This is a genomic window from Vallitalea sediminicola, from assembly GCF_054408565.1.
On record NZ_BTPT01000014.1, the window covers coordinates 196143 to 218602 of the forward strand.

Here is a 22460-nt window from a genome sequence, read left to right on the forward strand (position 1 = left end):
TATGAACGGATATGAAAGAATTATAAAAGTTCTTAATGGTGAAAAATCTGATAGAGTTCCAATGATGTTACATAATTTTATGTCAGCGTCAAAAGAGTTTGGATATACAATGAAAGAATTTAGATCGAATCCAAAAGTAATATCAAAGGTGTTTGTTGATGCGGCGGTTAAATACGGGCTAGATGGTATATTAACAGACCTAGATACTGCTATTGAAGCTCATGCTATGGGCGCATTAGTTGATTTTCCAGAAGATGAGCCAGCGAGAGTGATTGGTCCAGCTGGTAAAAGCTTTGATGAGATTTTTGCTAAGGTTACTCCTGAAAAATTGATAGCTGATGAAAGAGTACAAATATATCTTGAAGCTATTAGACTTATGAGAAAACAAGTCGGTGGTGAAATCCTTATAAGAGGAAATGCTGATCAGGGACCTTATAGTTTGGCTATGCTAATATACGGTATGGAAAATTTTCTTATTGATCTAATGGATGAAGAGAGAAAAGAATATATAATTAAATTGATTGATAGATGTTATGAGGTACATTTGACTTTTCATAAATTAATAATAGATGCAGGAGCTGATATCACAAGTTTTGGTGATAGTTCTTGTGGACCAGATTTAATTTCTAGAGATATGTATATGACTTATGCTAACCCATATCATAAAAAACTTAGAGATGATTTATTAGATGATAGGATAAAATGTATTTGTCATATATGCGGGAACCTTGACAATATCTTACCTGATGTGGCTAACGTTAAGTTTGCCGGTATTGAGGTGGATTACAAAACAGATATACCAAGGGCACATGATATATTAAAAGGTAAATCAGTAATGTCAGGTCCTATTGACCCATCGGGTGTTTTTGCTTTCGGAGATACTAATACAGTTATAAGTGAAACTGAAAAAATTCTTAATATTTTTAAAGATGGTAATTTGATAATTGGAGCAGGATGCGCCTTACCAAATATAACATCAGAAGCTAATATTAGGGCTTTTGTGGATACGGTGAAAGAAAAGGGAAGGTATTAGATAATAAAAATCAAGTAGTCAGCATTTTTGCTAACTACTTGATTTTTTACTCTATATTTTCAATAATATTGATTACTTGATCTTGTGATAGTCCTTGATCAGAATAAATAGAAAATACTTGTTCATCGTAATTCCAGGATACAAGGTGAATCTTATTATCATTACCTTTTAAAGTAATATTTTTAGTATCTATTTCAATTTGATTGACATCTTCATAATTAGTAAAATCACCACTAATTTCATCGTTTCCTTTAGAAGTTCTATACGTTATTTTTTCAGAAACAGTTTCATAATTGATAGATAAAATATTATTATCAATTATTACAATATTAGAAATAGTATAATCTTCAGGTATAATTGTAGGTATCATGATATCATAACCTAATATTTCTTCAGCAGATTCAATATCATTATATTCTATATAAGGATTAACAATTTCGGTAGGTTGAGATATATTATTATTATGTTTGGGAGTAGAAATACCTATGCTTAATACCAGTACAAAGCAAGCAGCTACAAGTCCAGATGCAATTTTCCATTTAAAGAGCGGTCTTACTACTTTTTTAGAATTGATTTTGTCTAATTCTAATTTATGAATCTTTTGTAGTTCATCTTTACTAAGTTCCACTGAATCAATCTCCATTTCATCTAAATAGTCTAATAAATCATTATTTGAATTAGTATCAATTTTTTTCATAATGTTATACCCCTTTCAATGAGCTGCTTTCTTAACTTTTGTTTTCCTCTAAAAAGTTTGTTATCAACAGTTTTTATAGTTATTTGCAATTTATTAGCTATATCTTTTACTTTTTCAAATAGGAAAAACCTTCTAATGAATATTTCCTTATCTGGTTCACCCATATCATTTATAAGTTCTTGCAAAATGGCTATATCACATTCCCTAGCTATTTGATCCTCTAAATCTTCTTCAGATATAAAATCCCTATTTTGTATATAGTCAGTTTGTTCACGTTTTAATTTATTATAGCGGTTAATAGCAGTATTTCTTGCTATAGATGCAATATAACCTTTTAATGACCCTTTATCTATATCAATAGAATCTACATTTTTCCATAGATTAACAAAAGTGTCTGCTACACATTCTTCTATATCTTCGGTACGATCATGTAATATCTTTATGGATATACCTTTAACAATACCTCCATATTTTTTGGTAGCTTCGTATAGACCTTGAGAAGTGTCAGTTTTCAATAATAAAATTATAGTATTATCTTCCATGTTTTCTCCTTTCCGAAAGGCTTTATGTATATATACAATGGAAAAACTATTTTCACTCACTTATTTTAACAAAAAATCATGAATTTAAGTATAAAAACTCAAAATTCATGATTAATATTATTTTTTTGCTTAGCCTAATACATTCATAAACCAATTGAGAATACCATCAAAGAATGTACCGATAGTACCAAAAATTGTTGTTGAGTTACTTGTATTATTCTCGTTTCCTTTATCAGCAGTATATGGATTAGGGGCTAAAAGCATACCATTATCTGGAGCCTCATCATAGATTTTGAATATATCTTGTAATTCTTCATCATTTGCATAAGGGTCTGTTTCAGATTCTGAATCAGCAGTATAAGGATTAGGAGCTAAAAGCATACCATTATCTGGAGCCTCATCGTAGATTTCAAATATATCTTGTAACTCCTGATTGTTTGCATAAGGGTCTGTTTCTGCTGCAAGAGCAGAAGTTGATAGAGTTAGTGCCATAAGTCCTACTAGTGTTAATCCTTTTAATTTACTTATTTTATTTTTCATTATTCATCATCCTTTTATATTTTTTATAGGGCATAGTTAGATAAAATATTCGTACGCTATATTTTGGGGTTAACTTTGCCTGTCATATAAATATACAATTCAAAAATAGTTTTCACTCAAAAAATGATATAATAATTGACATTTTATTTAGAAGTTATTAATTTGTATTACGATAGGAGGATAATAGTAATGGAGATACTGATTTTGTGCTTTTTAATGGAGTAGACATTTTTAGTACAGAAGCAAAATTATTAGTTAAGTACATATCTGAATATGGAAAATATGACGAAACGGATGCTGAATTAGGATATTCTTATAGTTTCAAAACGTTGGGAATAGGATTATGGAGACCAGTGATTTTTGAATATGAGATGATTGATAGCAAAGAATTTAGAGAATTAGACGAAGAAATCCAACTTGATGATATTAAGCATTTATATTTTGAATCAGTTTGTGTATTTCAAGAAAATTATTATAATGAAGATTAATAGCTATATATAAAATCTTTGACATTTTAGAAATTTAGAGTAAAATATATTTATAAATAAAATATTGAAGATAAAAACACAGTTTTGGTTGGTAGTCCAGACGTATCATATTATGATATCAGTAACCTGCCCCCCCTGGGGTTGTCCTTTCTTCAGAATAATATTACAGGGGGAATTATCATGGAAATTAAGTTAACAGTATTATTTAAAGATTCTTTTTGGATAGGAATCTTCGAAGAAAATTTAGATGGTAACTATTCGGTATGTAAATATTTATTTGGAAGTGAACCAAAAGATTACGAAATATATGAAATTGTATCTAGAGAATTTTATAACTTGAATTTTTCTAAACATATTAAAGATGTAAAAAAATTTAATGCAAGTAAAAAAATAAGTCCTAAACGAATGCAAAGATTAATAAAAAAAGAAATCAATGATGTTGGTATTGGCACAAAAGCTCAGCGAGCCATGAGTGCTGAAAGAGAGTCTAATAAAATTGATAGGAAAAAAATTTCTAAAGCTAGAAAAGAAGAATTAAATAAAATACAATATGATAAAAAACAACTCAAGAAGAAACAGAAAAAAAGAGGGCATTAAACAACAGAGGCAAATGATTTATTATTCATTTGCCTCTTGCATGTGTAATTTTGACTGTTCAACAAGTCCTAACTTATTGCCATTATCTATAACGTATTGGAAATTTTTATGTGCATCTTCTATATATCCTTCTTGTTCATTGATTAACGCTAATATATATATTAGCGAAATTTTTTGACGTGTGGAAAGATAAGGAGATTTTAATAACAATGATAATTTTTCTTTCGCTTTTATATAGTTTTCTTCGGCATAGTATTTTTCAATTATCATAATTTCAATGGCAGTAACTAATCTTTTGTTTATTGGAGATAAGGTACTTATTTTATTATCAAACAAGTCAATTGCTTTTTCTTTTTCATCTAACTCATGGTAACAGCCTATGAGGTTGATATAATATGCAAGTAGTATACCATTTTTAGTTGATAGGTGGGATATATCAATACAGTCTAAAACAATTAAAGCTTCTTGATACTTTCCTAAACTCATTAAACCAGCAGCTTCGTCTATATCAAAAGCAGCATTTATTCTTTTGTTTTTGCCAGTTATTTTCCTTTGTTTAGCTGTTTGAATTAAAAAAGCTTCTGGATCACAGTATTCTTCTAATAGATTAATTCTTTTCTTATGTCTATGAAAGCTGATTACTATATATAAAGTAAGTACTGTAATTACAGTTAATAACCATGATAATAAAGGATTTATCCCTAGCATTAGTAACCCTATAATTAATATGATAGTAATTAAATAGAAAACAATGTTGTAGCCAAATCGGTTCATCGATAACTCTCCTTCATTTAAAGTTTGTAAAAAAATTATATCATATTATTTCAATTAGGTGTAAAATTTTTTGCTTTGTTTTTATATTGGTGAATATAATATTTATTAAGTGAAATATTGCAAAAAATATATTTGTATAATATTATTAAGATAATATATTTAAATTATTTCATTAGATAGGTTAAGGGAGGAACAGCATAATCTTGTTGTGGAGGCAATTGTTGAGTTAATGGAATTAGAGCAAGATAAGTAGTCCTAATTCTTATGGAAAAATGGTGCTTAAAATGGTACAATATAGAAGAAGTATACAGAATTCTTAGTAAATTGATAAATGAAGTATTGAAGGAGAGGATGGAGGAAATGAAAAAAAATAAAAAAGCGATATATATAGTTGGAGTTTTACTTATAATATTGGTTTTTAGTGGTTGTAGTGCTAAAAAAAGTATAGAAAACACAAAGGATAATTCAACACAAGACAATGGTAATATGGTAAATGATACGGGTTTTAGTAAAGAAAACGAGGCAACAGCTAATACAGAAAAGAAAACAAGTGATAAAATTCAAGCTAAAATTATTCAAAATAATAATATATCCATGGAAACACTTGTATTTGATGAATGTACAATGAACTTAGAAAAAGAAATACATAACTTAGATGGTTACATTGAAGAATCTAATGTTGAGGGAAAACGAATTAATGATTATGGAGAGATTCAACTGAGAAATGCATACTACACTTTTAGGGTACCAAAAGATAATTATATGGTTTTCTTGAAAAGTATAGGTGACTTAGGAAATATTATAAGTGAACACAAAACAACAGAGGATATAACATTAAGATATTTTGATAATGAAACACGACTTGAAGCAAAAAGAATTCATAAAGATAGATTATTAGAATTATTAAAGGAAACAAAAGATGTTGATCAATTATTAGCTGTGGAGAGTGAATTAGCTAATATTACTTATGAAATAGAAGCTATGACAACCGAACTTCGAAAATGGGACAATTTGATTGATTATGTAACGGTGAGAGTGTCGGTAGAAGAAGTTGTCAAAGTAACTCCAGGAGTAGTGAAAGAGGATTCATATGGTAGTAGATTTACAAATAGTATAAAAGATTCATTGGACATTTTCACAAAGGCAATTGGAAATTTAATAATTGGAATTGTATACTTGGTACCATATTTAGTTATACTTGGTCTTATAGTTTTAATTATAATTAGAGTCAAAAAAATATTAAAAAAAGAAAAGAAGATAAAACAAGATAAACTAAATCGTAAAAAGAATAAATAAGAAAATTTCATATAAAAATTATCAGATATGAGAAAAGCAACATTTTGGAAAGAAGGGTATTTATGGGTAACTATTTATTTGTAATTTTTTATTTTATTGCTATAGGTATAGTTTTATCTAAGATAGCAAGATACTTAGGTTCAAAGATTCATTCATTTTTAAGTAAATAACAAAAAGAATATTTATAGTAAAGATTTAATCCTTTAAGACTATTTAAGTACGGGGGAGGATATGGTAATATGAGGAAGCGGAGTAATTGAGAATAATAGTGCTATGGATATCCTATTGATATGCAAATATTGAATTAATAAAGGAGTTATAATATGGAAAAACAACAAATTACTATCCAGGTTAGTAAGGAACTATTAAAAGAATATGATAAATATTATTCAGATGTGTATAAAGGGTTAGAGCTAGGTATAAATGCATGGATTAGTATACGACGTGATACTATTAATGAAATGAATGGTTTTTTTACAAAAGATGAAGTGAAATTTCTAATAGAATTTGTGAAAGATATTGATCATATAGAATGTTATTATGATTTACCTATTAATCTTATAATTACAGAAGAAGAATTGTCTTGTAGAGACATAGAAAGTATAGCAAAAAGGCACAATATAAATTATCATGATTTTTGTGATAAAGTGCGTAATATTGGAATGGGTAAATCTACGGCAATACTTGATTGGGCAAACGCATATTGGTCCAATGGGATTTTTAGAGAAATAACTATGGATGACTATATAAAAATTCTCACTGAAAAATCCAAAGGGAGTAAAGTTTTAGACAAAATAGATAAGGTCTATTTTGATAATAAGAATCTAGAAGAAAGTGAAACAAATAAACGATTGAAGGAAGCGGTTTCAGAGAGTGATATAAATACGCTGCTTGATGAATTACATATGAATGACTAGCGGTTATAAAGTATTCAATATTTTGGATTAGCGGTAGATATCTAGATGTACATCTAGATGATATTAGTGATTAAAAAACAAGCCCGTAACCCTTAAAAATAAAGGTTAGGGGCTTGTGTATCTACTCTTATCCAAAGTACCTTTCAAGTAATCCCTTAAAAGCCATACCATGTCTCGCTTCATCTTTACACATTTCATGAACTGTATCATGAATAGCATCATAGCCTAATTTTTTAGCTTTTGTTGCTATTTCTTTTTTACCAGCACAAGCACCATGTTCTGCATCAACTCTCATTTGAAGATTAGTCTTAGTGTCATCTGTAACAACTTCTCCTATTAGTTCAGCAAATTTTGCAGCATGTTCTGCTTCTTCCCAAGCAATACGCTTATAAGCTTCAGCAACTTCAGGATATCCTTCTCTATCAGCTTGTCTAGCCATAGCAAGGTACATACCTACTTCGGTACATTCCCCCGTAAAATTCATTTTAAGACCTTCTAAGATCTCAGGGTCAACATCTTTAGCGACTCCAATTCTATGTTCATCAGCCCAAGTCATTTCTGTATCTGTTTGTTCTACAAACTTACTAGCTGGCGCATTACATTGTGGACATTTCTCAGGTGCACTATCTCCTTCGTGAACGTAACCGCATATTGTACAAATAAATTTTTTCATATCTAATATCCTCCTTGGAATTTATATTAATAATAATTGTTATTGGATAATTATTATCTTATGGTAATATTATAACATAAAAAAATTGGTTGTCAATAAAAACAATAAAATAATTTGAATAATTTTTTTCCGTATGGGTATTATAATTTTGTGAGTAATAATTACTCGCAAATACTTGTAAGTGAATATTTACCGTTTAGCATCATAATTTCTGACAAGTAAGTCTTAAATGAGAGGTGTGGTTAGGGTGAAAGGACATTTATAAGTAATATATGATAGAGACTAGTAGCCGTTAGGTTACTAGTCTTTTGACTAATCTAAATTTTTATTACCATTAATTGACTAATATGGTCAAATAGATATATAATTAAACTGAACATATTTTAAGTAAGTTTTTATAAAATATAGGAGAGGTTATTATGTACGAAGCTTTCAATAAAATAAAAAAAGAAAAACAAGAGAAGATAGTAAACAGCGCATTTGATGAATTTAGTAAATATGGGTATGAAAAAGCGTCAACCAATAATATAGTAGCCAATGCTAATATTTCAAAAGGTTTGTTATTCCATTATTTTGGTAGCAAACAAGGATTATTTGATTATTTAACAAATTATAGTTTGGAAATAATGATTAATGAAATAAACGAAAAAGTGAAATGGGAAGAATTAGATATATTTGAACGTTTAAAAAAAATATTTATGATAAAAATGAAAGTATCTCAAAGATATCCTCGTATTTTTCACTTTTTTAATATTATGTTGGAAAATAAAAGTGTTGAAGAAATAATGAAAGAAGAGAGGATACGTAATTTATTGTCTAAAATATATCATCAAGATATTGATTACACGAGATTTAAAAAAGATATTGATCCAATAAAAGCTATAAATATTATTAAATGGACTTTTGAAAAATATGGTGATGAAAACCTAAAAAAATTCCAGAGTGAGGGGTTAATTGATTTTGACAAATTATCAATTAAAATAGATGAATATATTAATATACTCAGATTATCATTTTATAAATAGGTTGAGGTTAATATTTTTTATTAACCTTGATTTTATGTTGTTAATATATAATGTTATCTATATTATTAGTAATAACTTATATGCAAGTTTTTGAAAAAATTTCATGATTATAAATGAAAAATTTGGTATAATATACTATGGTATTGTTTTTTCTTTCTCCTTACAGATTTTTCATGCATCATATACGATATTTTTTTGAACAAAAAACAGACATGTGTCGTTTATAAGTCATTATCTGTATTATATAATTACCTTAAGGTAGGTTTAATATCTACAATAAGTATTAAATAATATAAATAATTCAATATAATAAGGAGGCTTTTATTATGATAAACAGAGTAATATGGATAATTTTAGACAGTGTAGGTATGGGTGAATTACCAGATGCAGACAAATTTGGAGACATAGGGAGCAATACTATAGGTAATATTGCTAAAGAACTAAAACTAGATGTGCCTAATATGAGAAAACTTGGTTTAGCTAACATAGAAGGAATGGTTAATTTAGAAAAAGTAGAAGAGCCTGAAGGTGTTTATGGTAGAATTGGTGAAATATCTAATGGAAAAGATACAACTATTGGTCATTGGGAAATGGTAGGTATCTATTCTCCTATTGCATTCCCAACATATCCAAATGGATTTCCTGCAGAAGTTACTGATAAATTTGAAGATTTTGTAGGTAAAAAGATATTAGGAAATAAACCAGCATCTGGAACCGCTATATTAGAAGAATTAGGTAAAGAACATATGGAAACAGGACGTCTTATTGTTTACACTTCAGCAGATAGTGTGTTTCAAATTGCGGCTCATGAAGAAATAGTACCCGTAGAAAAATTATATGATATATGTAGAGAAGCTAGAAAAATATTATCTAATGAACATGCTGTAGCAAGAGTAATTGCAAGACCGTTTCTAGGAGAGCCTGGATCATTTTATAGAACAGCTAATAGAAGAGATTTTTCATTAGTTCCACCAAAAGACACTTTACTTGATATCCTAAAACAGAGTGGTAAAGATGTTATAGGAGTTGGTAAAATAGAAGATATCTTTTCTGGAAAAGGTATAACAGAAGCTATCCATACAAAAGACAATATGGATGGAGTAGATAAGACTATTGAGTATATGAATAAAGATAATGAAGGATTAATCTTCACTAACTTAGTAGAGTTTGATTCTAAATGGGGACATAGAAATAATGTAGAGGGTTATGCAAAAGGATTAGAAGAATTTGACTTAAGACTTCCAGAAATTATTGAAAACATGAGAGATACAGATGTAATTATGATCAATGCTGACCATGGTTGTGATCCTACAACACCAAGTACTGACCATTCTAGAGAATATGTACCTTTCTTAGCATATGGAAAAAATCTTAAAGAAAATACTGATTTGAAAACTAGAAAAACATTTTCAGATATCGGACAAACAATAGCAGACATTTTAGACGTAAATCAACTTGAAATTGGTGAAAGCTTTTTAAGAGATATTAAAAAATAATTAGCTATTAAAATAAATTAATTTGCAGCTATTATATAAACCAATTATCGTCATAGAAGGGATGATGTTATCATGAGAATGTATGATTTAATAGAAAAGAAAAAATTAGGTATGGTGCTATCAGAGGATGAAATAAATTATTTTATTGAAAATTATACTCAGGGGAAAATACCTGATTATCAAGTTTCTGCATTATTAATGGCTATATATTTTAGAGGAATGAATGAACAAGAAACTTTAGCGCTAACACTAGCTATGGCTAAAAGTGGTGATATGTTAGATCTATCTGATATTGATGGTGTCAAAGTTGATAAACATAGTACAGGTGGAGTAGGAGATAAGACTACTTTAGTTATTGCACCAATGGTGGCAGCATTAGGGATTCCAGTAGCTAAGATGTCTGGTAGAGGACTAGGTCATACAGGTGGAACTATTGATAAACTTGAATCATTTGACGGATTTAGCACAAAAGTTGAGAAAGAAACTTTTGTTAATAATGTTAATCGTATAAAGATTGCAATAGCTGGTCAGACAGCTAATCTAGCTCCTGCGGATAAAAAGATATATGCGCTTCGAGATGTAACTGCTACAGTTGATAATATATCTTTGATTGCTAGTAGTATTATGAGTAAAAAGATTGCATCAGGTGCAAATGCTATTGTTTTAGATGTGAAAACTGGTAGTGGAGCATTTATGAAGAAAGAAAAAGATGCTTTTGAACTAGCAGAAGAAATGGTGGAAATTGGTACAGGATTAAATAGAGATGTAGCAGCTATTATCTCTGATATGGACCAACCGTTAGGAAGAGCAGTAGGTAATAGTTTGGAAGTTATAGAAGCAATAGAAACATTAAAGGGTAACGGACCAGAAGATCTCCTTGACTTATGTTTGACTCTTGGTAGTTTTATGGTTAAAGCAGCTGGAAAAGTAAAAACAGCAGAAGAAGGAAGAATATTACTTGAAGAGACAATTAGTAAAGGTACAGCTATTGAAAAATTTAAAGAATTAGTTGAAGCACAGGGTGGTAACAAAGCTTTTGTTGATAATACAGATTTATTTAAAAAAGCTAGAATTATAGAGCCTATAAAAGTTGATAAATCAGGATATGTAAGTCATATTGAAGCTGATGAAATAGGAGTTGCTTCTATGATTCTTGGTGGTGGACGTGAAACAAAAGAAAGTATTATTGATATAAGTGTTGGTATAGTCATTGAGAAAAAAGTAGGAGATAAGGTTTCAGAAGGTGATGTTTTAGCTTATATTCATGGAAATGATGAGTTGAAAATTAAACTTGCAACAGAAAAAGTTCTTTCAGCATATGATTTTTCTGATGAGAAACCAGAGTATAGTAAATTTATTAAGGGAATAATTACCAAAGATGGAATAATTACCAGTTAGAATAAAGGTATATTTTTCTTCTAAAAGCTTACTCTAATAGTAAGATAATTGAACTAGATGTAGCAGTTCCTTTAGTAAAAGATTATGTGAGTAGAAGGAGTGAGCAATAAGTGAAGAAAAGAGTATTTTGTTATTTACTTTCTCTAGCATTATTTATAGGAGGTACATTTAATGTATATGTACGTGCAGAGGAAGAACCAAAAGACAAGTTAGAATTAACAGCTAAATCAGCAATATTAATGGAACCAACAACAGGTAAAATACTGTATGAAAAAAATTCACACGAAAGATTAAGACCAGCAAGCATAACTAAAATCATGACCTTGCTATTAATGTATGAAGCCATTGAAAATGGCAAAATAGGATGGGAAGATGAGGTAGTTGTAAGTGAGCATGCTTCTAGTTTTGGGGGATCTACTATATTCTTGGAAACTAATGAAGTCCAACCTGTGAAAGAATTAGCAAAAGGTATCGCTATTGCCTCTGGTAATGATGCGGCAGTAGCTATGGCAGAACATATAGCTGGAACCGAAGGCGAATTTGTCAATATGATGAATGCAAAAGCCAAAGAACTAGGTATGGAAGATACTACCTTCGCTAATGCCTGTGGACTTGATGCAGATGGTCATTTGACCAGTGCTTATGATATTGCCATTATGTCAAAAGAACTTACAACTAAATATCCACAAGTATATGATTTGACTAAAATATGGATGGATAAGATAGTTCATCAAAGAAAAGATGGAGAAGAAATAAGTGAATTGACAAGTACCAATAAATTACTGAAGTGGTATCCAGAATATGCTACAGGATTAAAAACAGGATCTACAAGCTTAGCTAAATACTGTTTATCAGGTACCGCTAATAAGGATGGTTTGAATCTAATAGCTGTAGTAATGGCAACCCCTAATCATAAAGAACGTTTTAGAGAAGTAATGAAAATGTTAGATTATGGTTTTGCCAATTGCAAAATGTATAAAGACAGCATAAAAGATAAAACATTGGCTAATGTACCAGTGAAAAAAGGTAAGCTTGAGAGTATTGATTGTGTTGGTGCTGAAGATTTTACTTGTATTTTAGACAGTAAAGAGCAACAAGAAATCACTAATGACATTCAAGTAGAAGAATTTGTTGAAGCGCCTATTGCTACTGGTGATAAAATAGGAGAGATAGTCTATAAATGTGGTGAGAAAGAAGTAGGAAGAGTTGATTTGGTAGCTGCTAATGAAGTTCCGAAAGCTACTTTGAAATTTTATCTTGGTAAAATTTTTAAAATGTTTTTTCATTAAAATTGTAAAATATTTAAATAAATATAAAAAGGTTTTTCACAATACATTTTCCTTGGGTAAATATCAAGGGTAAAAAATATATTATGAAAATAGCCTTTTTTATTTTTTGATTACTTCAATTAATCTAACCTCATTAAGTTTTATTGAACTTTCAAGATGTAAAGAATCTTTAGTAAATATATTATTGACACTGATTCTCATATTTTCTTTGCTTTTCAAAAATCTTATATCTTCTTTATCAGTTTCTATAGGTGAACCCATATTCATCCATTCACTAAAAATACAACCATTCTCTTCATTTAATAAATAGGTTCTAACCTTATAATGACCTTCTGTTAATTTGAGATTAACATAAACAATAGTAGAAATACTAGTCGCTAGCTGCTTGGAGAAAGAATTATAATTAAGGTCTTTATTACAATTAAACATATTACCAATTTCTTTGTTGTAGTAATAGAGAAGAATATAATATCTATCATGATTTTTAACTACAATATAATAATCACCTTGGTCTATTATATCCCCCTTTACTTTGTTTAATAAATAGTACGTGTTATAAAGTGGCTTTTTGAGACCATTAAATGTTAAGAGACCATCTTTTCCATTAAACATTTTAGAATTAATCATAGGGTCTATAAGTGGTACAATCAAGTTAGCGTTCTTATATATATGTAAATGATTATAAATAAAATAGTTAGATATAAAACACGTATCATATAATTCATTGATGATCCGATTTTGATATATATATGTATCAATATGTCTTGTTTTTAACCATTCAACTATTTGATTGATTGCTTGTGCATTCTTCCAATAATATTTGTCATTAATCTCTATAGTAATAAAATCAAGATGCGAAAAATCATAGTTATTAATAATATTTTCTGATGTAAAATATTTATTTAAGTTTATCAAAATACCTATCTTGAGATCTTTATAAATAGTAATCATTTTCTTAATTACATTATTGTAGAGATTGATAAATTTATCATAATAAGCTGATTCACAACTAATCTCTAATTTCCAGTTGCGTACATGATAGATGCCATACTTCTCAAGGCAATGATTAATAAAACTTTCTACAATAATATGCCAATGTTTCAGTGTAAAATATTTCTCATTATAAGAAAGCTTTATAAAAGGTTTTAGACCTAAGCTAATTAATTGTTCTAATAAATTATCTATATAAAACCAATTTAAACTCTTATCATCGTTTATGAAATTGATGGTTTTGTCAAAAATATTTCCAAATCTTATGTAATCAATATGGAGTTCATTAGCTATACTTTTAAGATTATTTTTAAATATAGTATTTATTCCATTGATAGGATAGTCAATTTGAAGTATATTTTTCTTTGCTATAACATCGGTACTTTTATTAAGCACATTAACTGTAAGATAATATACTTGATTAAGATTTCCAGATAAAAAATCTTTAGCTAGAAGTTGAATGTAATTATGTAATATAGCTCTGCTATTAAAAGTGACTGATGTATTTTTTTTCTTTGGTGATAGATTCGACAAATATTTTTTCCTAAAGGAACTAGGAGTTTCTTTGTAAGTTTCCTTAAATAATTTTGTATAGGCTTTAACACTTGAGAAACCATGTTCTAATGCAATATCTATAATCATTTTATTGGAATTAAGTAAATCATTCATAGATTTGTTAAGCCTAAAAAGATTAAGATATTTATTGAACCCAATACCAACTTTAGTTTTGAAAAATTTAGATAAGTAATGGATACTTATATATTCTTGCTCTGCAATCTGGGATAAAGTAAGTTTTTTATTATAGTTCTTATTAATATTTTCAATTATAGATATTAACCTTTGTTGTGAACGGTCATTATGATTTCTATCATTAACCATAGTTTTTTGGAAATTTCTTAGCAATAATTCAACTAATGCAAGTGATTGTTTTAAAAGCTTTATTTGATATGTATTCTCTTTGTTTAATCTATACCACATCATGATGACTAAATTCTCTTTTATGGTGTTATATGTATTGGCATCTTTATTGAGCATGGTTGAATTCATATGAAATATTATTTCTGTAAAACCTTGATAGTATTTTTGATAGAAATAAGGGTCAAGTTGAAATACTAAAATTATTATATCTTCTCCAAGAGGGGTTATTTCATGCATTTCATAACTATTTATTAGAATGATATTGTCTTGATGTACAACATAACTATTATCTCTTATTTTGACACGAACAGAGCCTTTTAGTACAAATAAGATTTCTATTTCTTTATGCCAATTCATTGGATATACACGTTTACTTTCATGTAAAAAAATGCTAAAAGGTAAATTACCACTGTGTTTTATAATTTCAAATTTTGTATTCATAAGAAATCACCCTTCTTTTTAAAATATATTAAATCATCATTTGACTAAATTTTATGAACTTAAATATATATTTTTTTTATAAATTAAAGTTTAAAAATAATACCTTATAATATTTAAAAATTGTAGTTTGAACATTGATAAAATCAATATTAAGATCTGTTTCTTAATATAATGATCTTACCTTAATATTATCTTCATCTTGATAAAAAGTCAATAATATATAGTGCAAAAAAAGCATGTTATAGGGTATAATAATTGACATATAATTTTATGATATTGAAAGTTGACAAAAAAAGGTCATCATTTAACCAAAAGGAGCACCGAGAAAAAAACTCAATGGTGTTAATCTATAGACATGAAATATGAAAGGAAATGGTATCTAATATGGAAAGCAAATTTAGGATATTAGTAATAAATCCAGGTTCGACTTCAACAAAGATTGCAGTATTTGATAATGAACAACAAATATTCGAAGAAACACTTAGACATTCGACAAACGAACTTGAAGTATTTGATACAATACTAGAACAGTATACATTTCGTAAAGAGGCAATAATTAGTGCTCTAGAAGAAAGAAAGATTGAATTATCAAGTTTAAGTACTATTATAGGCAGGGGAGGAATTCTTAAACCTATTGAAGGTGGTACATATATCTTAGAAGATAATTTGATTGAAGCTTTAAGAGTTGGTGCTATGGAAAAAGGACATGCATGTAATTTAGCTGGTCTTATCGCTGATGAGATTGCTAAAGAACTAGATATAAAAGCTTATATAGTTGATCCACCATGTGTAGACGAATTAAAAGATATTGCAAGAATTACAGGGTTAGAAGGTACTAGTAGAATTAGTATGTTCCATGCTCTTAATCAAAAGGCAGTTGCAAGAAGAGTTGCTAAAAAAATAGGTAAAAGATATGAGGAGTGTAATTTTATTATAGCTCACGTTGGCGGAGGTATATCTATTGGTGCGCATAAAAAAGGAAAAGTTATAGATGTTAATAATGCGCTGGATGGAGACGGACCATTTTCACCAGAGCGATCAGGTGAATTGCCAACAGGTGAACTCGTTGATTTGTGTTTCTCAGGGAAATATACCAAACAACAAGTTAAGAAGTTATTAGCAGGTAAGGGTGGTATTGTTAGTTATCTTGGAATAAATGATGTTAGAGTTGTTCAGGAAATGATAGAAAATGGAGACAAAAAAGCAACTCTTATATATGAAGCAATGGTTTACCAAGTTGCAAAAGCTATTGGCGCAATGGCAACAGTTTTGATGGGTGAGTATGATAGGATAGTATTAACTGGTGGTATTGCTTATTCAAAAATGTTCAGCGAGAAATTAAGAAATAGAATTAGCTTTTTAGGTGATTTCGAGGTTTTTCCAGGAGAAGATGAATTAATTGCATTAGCTGAAGGTGGTCTTCGTATACTTACAGGTGAAGAAAAAGCAAAAATATTTAAGTAAACTATTGAATATTTCTAATAATCTATGTAAAATAAAAAAATCAGTATAAAAAAGGGATTGATTGGATGATTTGTAAATTAGAAGATATAATAGAATTAGCCAAAACAAAGGAACCAAAAATACTTTCAGTTGCTGTAGCACAAGATATAGATGTATTGATTTCAGTAAAAATGGCAATTGATGAAGGAATAATAAAGGCGATTCTTGTAGGGGACAAAGAAGAAATAATCAAGATTGCAAAACAGATAGATTTTAATGTTGATGATGTAGTGATAATTGATGAAAAAGATAAAGTAGAAGCTTGTAATATTGCTGTGAAAAAGGTAACAGATAAAGAAGCAGATATGGTGATGAAAGGTATTATTGATACAGCTGTCATTTTAAAAGCTATTTTGAATAAAGAAGCTAATCTAAGAACAGGTAGGGTGTTAAGCCATGTTGGTGTTATGGATATACCTGGTTATGACAGATTGTTATTGATATCTGATGCTGCAATGAATATAGTGCCAGACCTTATGACTAAGAAGCAGATTATTGACAATTCTGTTATTGTAGCAAGGAGTATAGGTATTGATGAACCCAAGGTTGCTATGTTATGTGCAAAAGAAAAAGTAAATCCCAAAATGCAAGCCACAGTTGATGCAAAAGAACTTGAAGAAATGAATAAGAGAGGGGAAATACATAATTGTATAGTAGGTGGTCCTCTAGCTCTAGATAATGCAGTATCAATAGAAGCTGCTAATCATAAAAAAATTGATAGTCCAGTTGCTGGAAAAGCAGATATTTTGATAGTACCTTCTATTGAAGCAGGTAATGTATTATATAAATCATTGGTTTTCTTAGCTAATGCAAAAGCGGCTGGTGTTATAGTGGGTGCAAAAGTACCAATTGTTGTAACATCAAGAGCTGATACTGAAATATCTAAAGTTAATTCTATCGCGTTAGCTATGTTAATGACTTCAAAATAATTATGATGAAATGATTATAATTGAATAGGTGGTTTTAGCGTCAAACCTTAAAACGTTCTTACTTAGTAAGAACGTTTTTTTATGTAGGTTTTCTCTATATTTATGAAAAAAAATATGTAATAAAATAAATAATAGTATAATAACTTATAAAATAGTGGAGCTATTTAGGCTAAAAATAAAATTGTATAGTAAATTTTGACAGGTAATTAAAATGTAAAAATATGTAGGTATATATTACTATATATGGTAAAAAAGGGTATAATGTTTAATTAATGTAAATTAGTACTTAATACCTAAAAAGTCCTTTTTTTAATGACTAGTAGATGGTATAATAAATTTATTGGAAAAATATATTTATAATCACCTCATTGAAATCATGAAATATTCATAAATAAATAGGTTGAAAATAGTATATGTATTAATAAATAAAACATAAACAAAAGATATTATTTGTTTGTGATTATCATAATACTGAAAAGATTGACAAAATAATAATGGTATAAAAAGAAATGAATAAAGGAGGAGAACTAATCATGAGAAAGTATAAGATTTTAAAACAATTATTTGCTATTATACTTGCAATAACGGTTACTGTTACAGGAATTCCAATCAATTCTTATGCAAATGATACTGAAACCAAAGTGCAGACCATTGACAGTGAACAAGCTTTGATGGAAATGACAGAAAATGATAATTTTCCATTGGAGAATGAAAACATAAATAATACTGGAGATAAAGAACTAATAAAAATTAGTCAAGATGATGAAAATAATACTAAACAAGAAAATGAGAACGATGATCTAAATATTGGTGTTAATGCTGATGAGGATAGTAGAAATAAAGATGTAAAAGAAAATGAAGATGATAGTAATAATGAAGATAGTAAATCAAACAAAGAAAATGATGATGAGACTAGTGACTTAGGTCAAGATGAAAATAAAATCAATGAAGATAATATTTTGGATAATACTAATGAAAAAGATGATTTACATAATGATGATGAATTGAATAATAAAAAACAAGTTATTGAAGTTTCTAGTGTTATTATTAGTAATGTTGCAGGTAGAAGCATAGTCAATATATATATTGAAGATGAATTTATTGAGCAATTAGATGGTAAAACATCTAAAAATGTGTCAATTAGTGAACCAAAAGGAACAAAAATCAGACTAGAAGCTATTGATTATCCAGGTGCTGATCCAACTCATATATTTAATTGTTGGTTTGTTCAATCACAATTCAGTAATACTTATATAGCAAATAGTATTATTGAATTTAATATTGAAGACTATATAAAAGTAACACCATGGCATAATGCTAATCTAAAGCCAGAAGAAAAAGAAGTAATAATCAGTGGAGATAGTGTGATAGAGATTCCTTATAAAAATGATGTCACTAAAAATTATACTGCAAAGGTATATGATGAATCTGGTAATATCATTGAAGATTCAACTGTTTCATGGTCTTTAAAAAATGAGTCAGTTGGAGTGAATATTGATCAAACAGGTGTAGTTACTGTTAATAATGAAGCAACAGTCGGTAGTTTTACTATAATGGCTGTTACTCAAATTGGGACTAAAGGAGAAATGTTGATTCAACTTAGTCCATTTGCTATACCAGATGCTCCTCAACTAATGATAGATGATATTAATAATATAATTACAGGTCAAGATGCAAGTAGAGAAAATATGGAGTACACAATAGTCGATAGTGATAATTGGGAAGTATATGATTCTAATAATCCTCCCGATTTAACAATGGATGTTGTTATCAAGCTTAGGTTTATCGGTACAGAAACAATACCACCAAGTAATATAACAACATTACAATTCAATTATAACTATAGTGAAAATTTTAATGATGATAAAGAAATATTTACTGACATTCAAAGTGATAATAGAGGATATTTAAGTGTAAAACATTACGATCTCTCTAATGAATCACAAGTTGATGAAAATGATCGGATTAAGATGTTTGGTGATGAAAGATACCTAGACTTCATTATTCAGACTCCTATAGAATCAACAAATGGAAATTACTACAATATGTATAACGAAAGTCAACAAGGTTCATTATATTTTGAAGCCAATTATAATAATAACTCTCATGAAGCTTTTGAAAAAGCTATAGTGATGTGGGGATATTTTGTGCCAGAAAAAACTGGTGAATATGAATTATATGCGTATTCAGATGATGGAATATATGGTTCTTTGACAGTTGGAAATGAAGATAAAGTATTTGTGGACAAATGGCAGTATCAATCACCTTCTACAAGAGGTAATGGTACTGTGTACCAGATGCAAGAGGGTAAAATATACCCAATATATATGAATTTCTTTGAAAACAAAAAGAGTCAATCTGCATTTAAATTACAAATGTCTTTTAAGGGTAATACAATTGATGATGTACCAGGTACTTATTTATATCCAAGCTCTAAGAATTTGGCTTATAATAATAATGTTCCAGTAATGGGTATTAATATGGAACCTGAATCAACTATAATTAATTTAGATGAAAATGATAGTATAACACTTAATGCAACAATAGAGCCGATAAATGCAACTAATAAAAATATAAATTGGACTTCTAGCGATGATAGTATTGCAACTGTTGATTCTAATGGTAATGTAACACTTAATAAAGTTGGTGTTATAACTATAACAGCTACAACGGAAGATGGAAACTATGAAGATAATTGTGTAATAACTATTAAATCAAATATTACAGGAGATTCAGATGATTTCTTTTATGCAAGTGATAATATAGGAACTTTGGTAAAATACTACCCATATAGGAATTCAAATAAAACAGATAAAATTGCTTCAAATATAGATGATTATAGAGATATAGCAACTTTACCTGATGGAACTTTGGTAGGTGTAACCCAAAATGGTAATCTTTATAAGAATATCGAGTTGGGTATAAATGAAAGAGAAAAAATTGGACCTAGTCTTTATACTAATAACTATGATAATTTTTCCTATTTCAATGATTTTTATGGAGTTAATGCATTAACTTCGGATTCTAATGGTAATCTATATTATGTTGAAGAAAATTATGGAATAATTAGAAAGTACGATATTACAAATAACGAAATTACTGATGTTGTAGCTACAGGATTGTCTTCTGCAGGAGATATTGTCTTTCTTGATGCTAACACAATTTATTATACTGCTTATAATTGGAAAAACTATTATCTAGTTAAAGTTAATATTGCAACAAATGAAGTCAAAAAAATTGCTCGGTTGTCAGGTATACCTTATGGTATAGCATCGCTCAATGACAATTTATTTGTAACTTATGCGAACGATAAGAAAAGCTATGTTGATGTATATGATACAGAAGGCAATAAGTTAAATGATAGATCTGATAAAATTAATCATTTGAAAAAAGTGTTTGGAGCTGCACAAGGAATTGGAAAAATAGTATCAAACCCACCTGTTGCCAAAGATGTGCGAATTGAAGGTAGTGCAAAAGTTGGAAAAGAACTTACTGGATCATATACATATGAGGATACAGAAGGTGATGAAGAAGGTAATTCTAGGTATCAATGGTATAAATTAGAAGGTGTCTCAAGTAGTTATATACCAATCAATGGTGCTACTAATAAGAAGTTATTGATAACTGAAGATTTAATTGGATGCACTATAAAATTTGAAGTAACTCCAATAGCTAAGACAGGTACTTACCTTGAAGGTGATGCTGTAAGGTCAAATCCTACAGAGAAAGTTGTACTCTTACCTTTTGAATTAATAGGACCATATGATTATGATTATTTTTATTTAAATGATAGAAATGGAAAAATAATTAAATATTATCCTGAAAGTAATACTTATGAACAAGTTGCTCATACCAATAAAACATATTTAGATATTGCCAATTATAATGATGATATTATAGGGATAAGGGGCGGTAAATTATACAAGAATATAATAACTGACCCTATAAAGATTAAAGAAATTAGTGATAACGCAATAAATTCACTTACTTATAATAATGGATTATATTATTATGTTGACGGTACGCAGCTATATGCTTATAACCCAAATACTGAAATATTTTACGAGTTGAAAGATGTTGGATATAATTCTAGTGGAGATTTAGTAGCGCTTGATGGTGATATGTATTATTTAGGTGTTACTGAGAATGGATATTATACAAAACTTATAAAGATAGATTTTGATAATAATTATTCCACATCAGTTATTGGCGAATACTATAGTAGATATTCTATGGGTATAGCTGTAGCAAATGAGACTCTATTTGTTGGTTATAGTAATAGAATGGCAAAAGTTAATTTACAAAATGGATATTTATACGATGAAACTATAATAAGGTCACTAAATAATATATATGGTGCAGCTCAGGGTGGGTATTTAAATCCAGTATCTTCGGAAGCAGGACTACATTCACTATTACCAGTGGATGAACCAGTATTTAATTCTAGTACTACAAGCTATATAAAATATTTAGAACCAGGCACAATAATTAGACCAGATGTAGTATATGAAACTATTGATAGTAATGCAACTGTAGAAGTAGTTAAAGATAGTCAAACAGAAGTTGAAGGTATAACAACAGTAATTGTAACAGCAGAAGATAGAACAACAACTATGACGTATACAGTTGAGTTTATATTACATCATAAGCCAGTAATTGAGATAAATGGTGATAAAATAGTAGTTGTTGATTACAATGGTTCATATACAGATGCAGGAGCAAAAGCTATTGATATAGAAGATGATAATGATACATTAACTAAAGAGATTGTTACAACTGTTACTAAACCAAATGGAACAATAGTACCTTACGTAGATGGTATTATTGATACTAAAATTTCAGGTAATTATACAGTACATTACAATGTAACAGATTCTACAGGTTACATGGCTGAAGAAGTAACAAGAACAGTAG

18 protein-coding genes are annotated in these 22460 nt (G+C 28.8%); 12 read left to right on the forward strand and 6 right to left on the reverse strand.

Annotated features, from left to right (window positions below; all coding sequences use genetic code 11):
* Position 1: 1 nt before the first annotated feature.
* A complete protein-coding gene (locus ACX6CF_RS07040; protein ID WP_458784598.1) occupies positions 2-1033 on the forward strand; it encodes a uroporphyrinogen decarboxylase family protein in 1032 nt (343 codons plus the stop codon).
* Between the two features lie 46 nt (positions 1034-1079).
* Here ACX6CF_RS07040 and ACX6CF_RS07045 read toward each other — a convergent pair whose 3' ends face one another.
* From ACX6CF_RS07045 to ACX6CF_RS07055, 3 genes are all read right to left on the reverse strand, one after another.
* Positions 1080-1730 carry a DUF4367 domain-containing protein gene (locus ACX6CF_RS07045; protein WP_458784599.1) on the reverse strand — a complete coding sequence of 217 codons (651 nt, stop codon included), beginning with the start codon at positions 1728-1730 and terminating at the stop codon, positions 1080-1082.
* Positions 1727-2272, reverse strand: coding sequence for a sigma-70 family RNA polymerase sigma factor (locus ACX6CF_RS07050; protein ID WP_458784600.1), 546 nt, complete (start codon positions 2270-2272; stop codon positions 1727-1729). The genes ACX6CF_RS07045 and ACX6CF_RS07050 overlap by 4 nt, the downstream gene beginning before the upstream one ends.
* A gap of 129 nt (positions 2273-2401) precedes the next feature.
* Complete coding sequence (locus ACX6CF_RS07055; RefSeq protein ID WP_458784601.1) at positions 2402-2812, reverse strand: hypothetical protein; 411 nt, start codon at positions 2810-2812, stop codon at positions 2402-2404.
* 206 nt (positions 2813-3018) lie between these two features.
* On the opposite strand from ACX6CF_RS07055, the gene ACX6CF_RS07060 reads away from it, so the two are divergent.
* Complete coding sequence (locus ACX6CF_RS07060) at positions 3019-3300, forward strand: hypothetical protein (RefSeq protein ID WP_458784602.1); 282 nt, start codon at positions 3019-3021, stop codon at positions 3298-3300.
* A gap of 180 nt (positions 3301-3480) precedes the next feature.
* Complete coding sequence (locus ACX6CF_RS07065) at positions 3481-3897, forward strand: YjdF family protein (protein WP_458784603.1); 417 nt, start codon at positions 3481-3483, stop codon at positions 3895-3897.
* 21 nt (positions 3898-3918) lie between these two features.
* Here ACX6CF_RS07065 and ACX6CF_RS07070 read toward each other — a convergent pair whose 3' ends face one another.
* Entirely contained in the window at positions 3919-4671 is a 753-nt protein-coding gene (locus ACX6CF_RS07070; RefSeq protein WP_458784604.1) for a hypothetical protein, read from the reverse strand.
* 360 nt (positions 4672-5031) lie between these two features.
* Here ACX6CF_RS07070 and ACX6CF_RS07075 point away from each other — a divergent pair, with 360 nt between their 5' ends.
* Positions 5032-5967 (forward strand): DUF4349 domain-containing protein, encoded by a 936-nt coding sequence (locus ACX6CF_RS07075; RefSeq protein ID WP_458784605.1) that lies wholly within the window; start codon positions 5032-5034, stop codon positions 5965-5967.
* Positions 5968-6290: 323 nt separating this feature from the next.
* On the forward strand, positions 6291-6884 hold the full coding sequence (locus tag ACX6CF_RS07080) for a hypothetical protein (RefSeq protein ID WP_458784606.1): 594 nt from the start codon (positions 6291-6293) through the stop codon (positions 6882-6884).
* Positions 6885-7011: 127 nt separating this feature from the next.
* Here ACX6CF_RS07080 and ACX6CF_RS07085 read toward each other — a convergent pair whose 3' ends face one another.
* On the reverse strand, positions 7012-7557 hold the full coding sequence (locus ACX6CF_RS07085) for an NADH peroxidase (RefSeq protein WP_458784607.1): 546 nt from the start codon (positions 7555-7557) through the stop codon (positions 7012-7014).
* Between the two features lie 419 nt (positions 7558-7976).
* Between ACX6CF_RS07085 and ACX6CF_RS07090 the strand changes: the two genes are divergently transcribed.
* From ACX6CF_RS07090 to ACX6CF_RS07105, 4 genes are all read left to right on the forward strand, one after another.
* Positions 7977-8582 carry a TetR/AcrR family transcriptional regulator gene (locus tag ACX6CF_RS07090; RefSeq protein WP_458784608.1) on the forward strand — a complete coding sequence of 202 codons (606 nt, stop codon included), beginning with the start codon at positions 7977-7979 and terminating at the stop codon, positions 8580-8582.
* Between the two features lie 329 nt (positions 8583-8911).
* A complete protein-coding gene (locus ACX6CF_RS07095; protein WP_458784623.1) occupies positions 8912-10078 on the forward strand; it encodes a phosphopentomutase in 1167 nt (388 codons plus the stop codon).
* Positions 10079-10150: 72 nt separating this feature from the next.
* Complete coding sequence (locus ACX6CF_RS07100; RefSeq protein WP_458784609.1) at positions 10151-11476, forward strand: pyrimidine-nucleoside phosphorylase; 1326 nt, start codon at positions 10151-10153, stop codon at positions 11474-11476.
* Between the two features lie 110 nt (positions 11477-11586).
* Entirely contained in the window at positions 11587-12765 is a 1179-nt protein-coding gene (locus ACX6CF_RS07105; protein WP_458784610.1) for a D-alanyl-D-alanine carboxypeptidase family protein, read from the forward strand.
* Between the two features lie 99 nt (positions 12766-12864).
* Here the strand turns inward: ACX6CF_RS07105 and ACX6CF_RS07110 are convergent, their stop codons facing one another.
* Complete coding sequence (locus tag ACX6CF_RS07110; RefSeq protein ID WP_458784611.1) at positions 12865-15114, reverse strand: helix-turn-helix domain-containing protein; 2250 nt, start codon at positions 15112-15114, stop codon at positions 12865-12867.
* 384 nt (positions 15115-15498) lie between these two features.
* On the opposite strand from ACX6CF_RS07110, the gene buk reads away from it, so the two are divergent.
* From buk to ACX6CF_RS07125, 3 genes are all read left to right on the forward strand, one after another.
* The gene (gene buk / locus ACX6CF_RS07115) at positions 15499-16578 is read left to right on the forward strand and encodes a butyrate kinase (RefSeq protein WP_458784612.1); all 1080 of its coding nucleotides are present in this window, start codon (positions 15499-15501) and stop codon (positions 16576-16578) included.
* A gap of 65 nt (positions 16579-16643) precedes the next feature.
* On the forward strand, positions 16644-17546 hold the full coding sequence (locus ACX6CF_RS07120) for a phosphate butyryltransferase (protein ID WP_458784613.1): 903 nt from the start codon (positions 16644-16646) through the stop codon (positions 17544-17546).
* Between the two features lie 533 nt (positions 17547-18079).
* Positions 18080-22460 (forward strand): Ig-like domain-containing protein (locus ACX6CF_RS07125; protein ID WP_458784614.1); only part of this gene is annotated, 4381 nt, incomplete at its 3' end.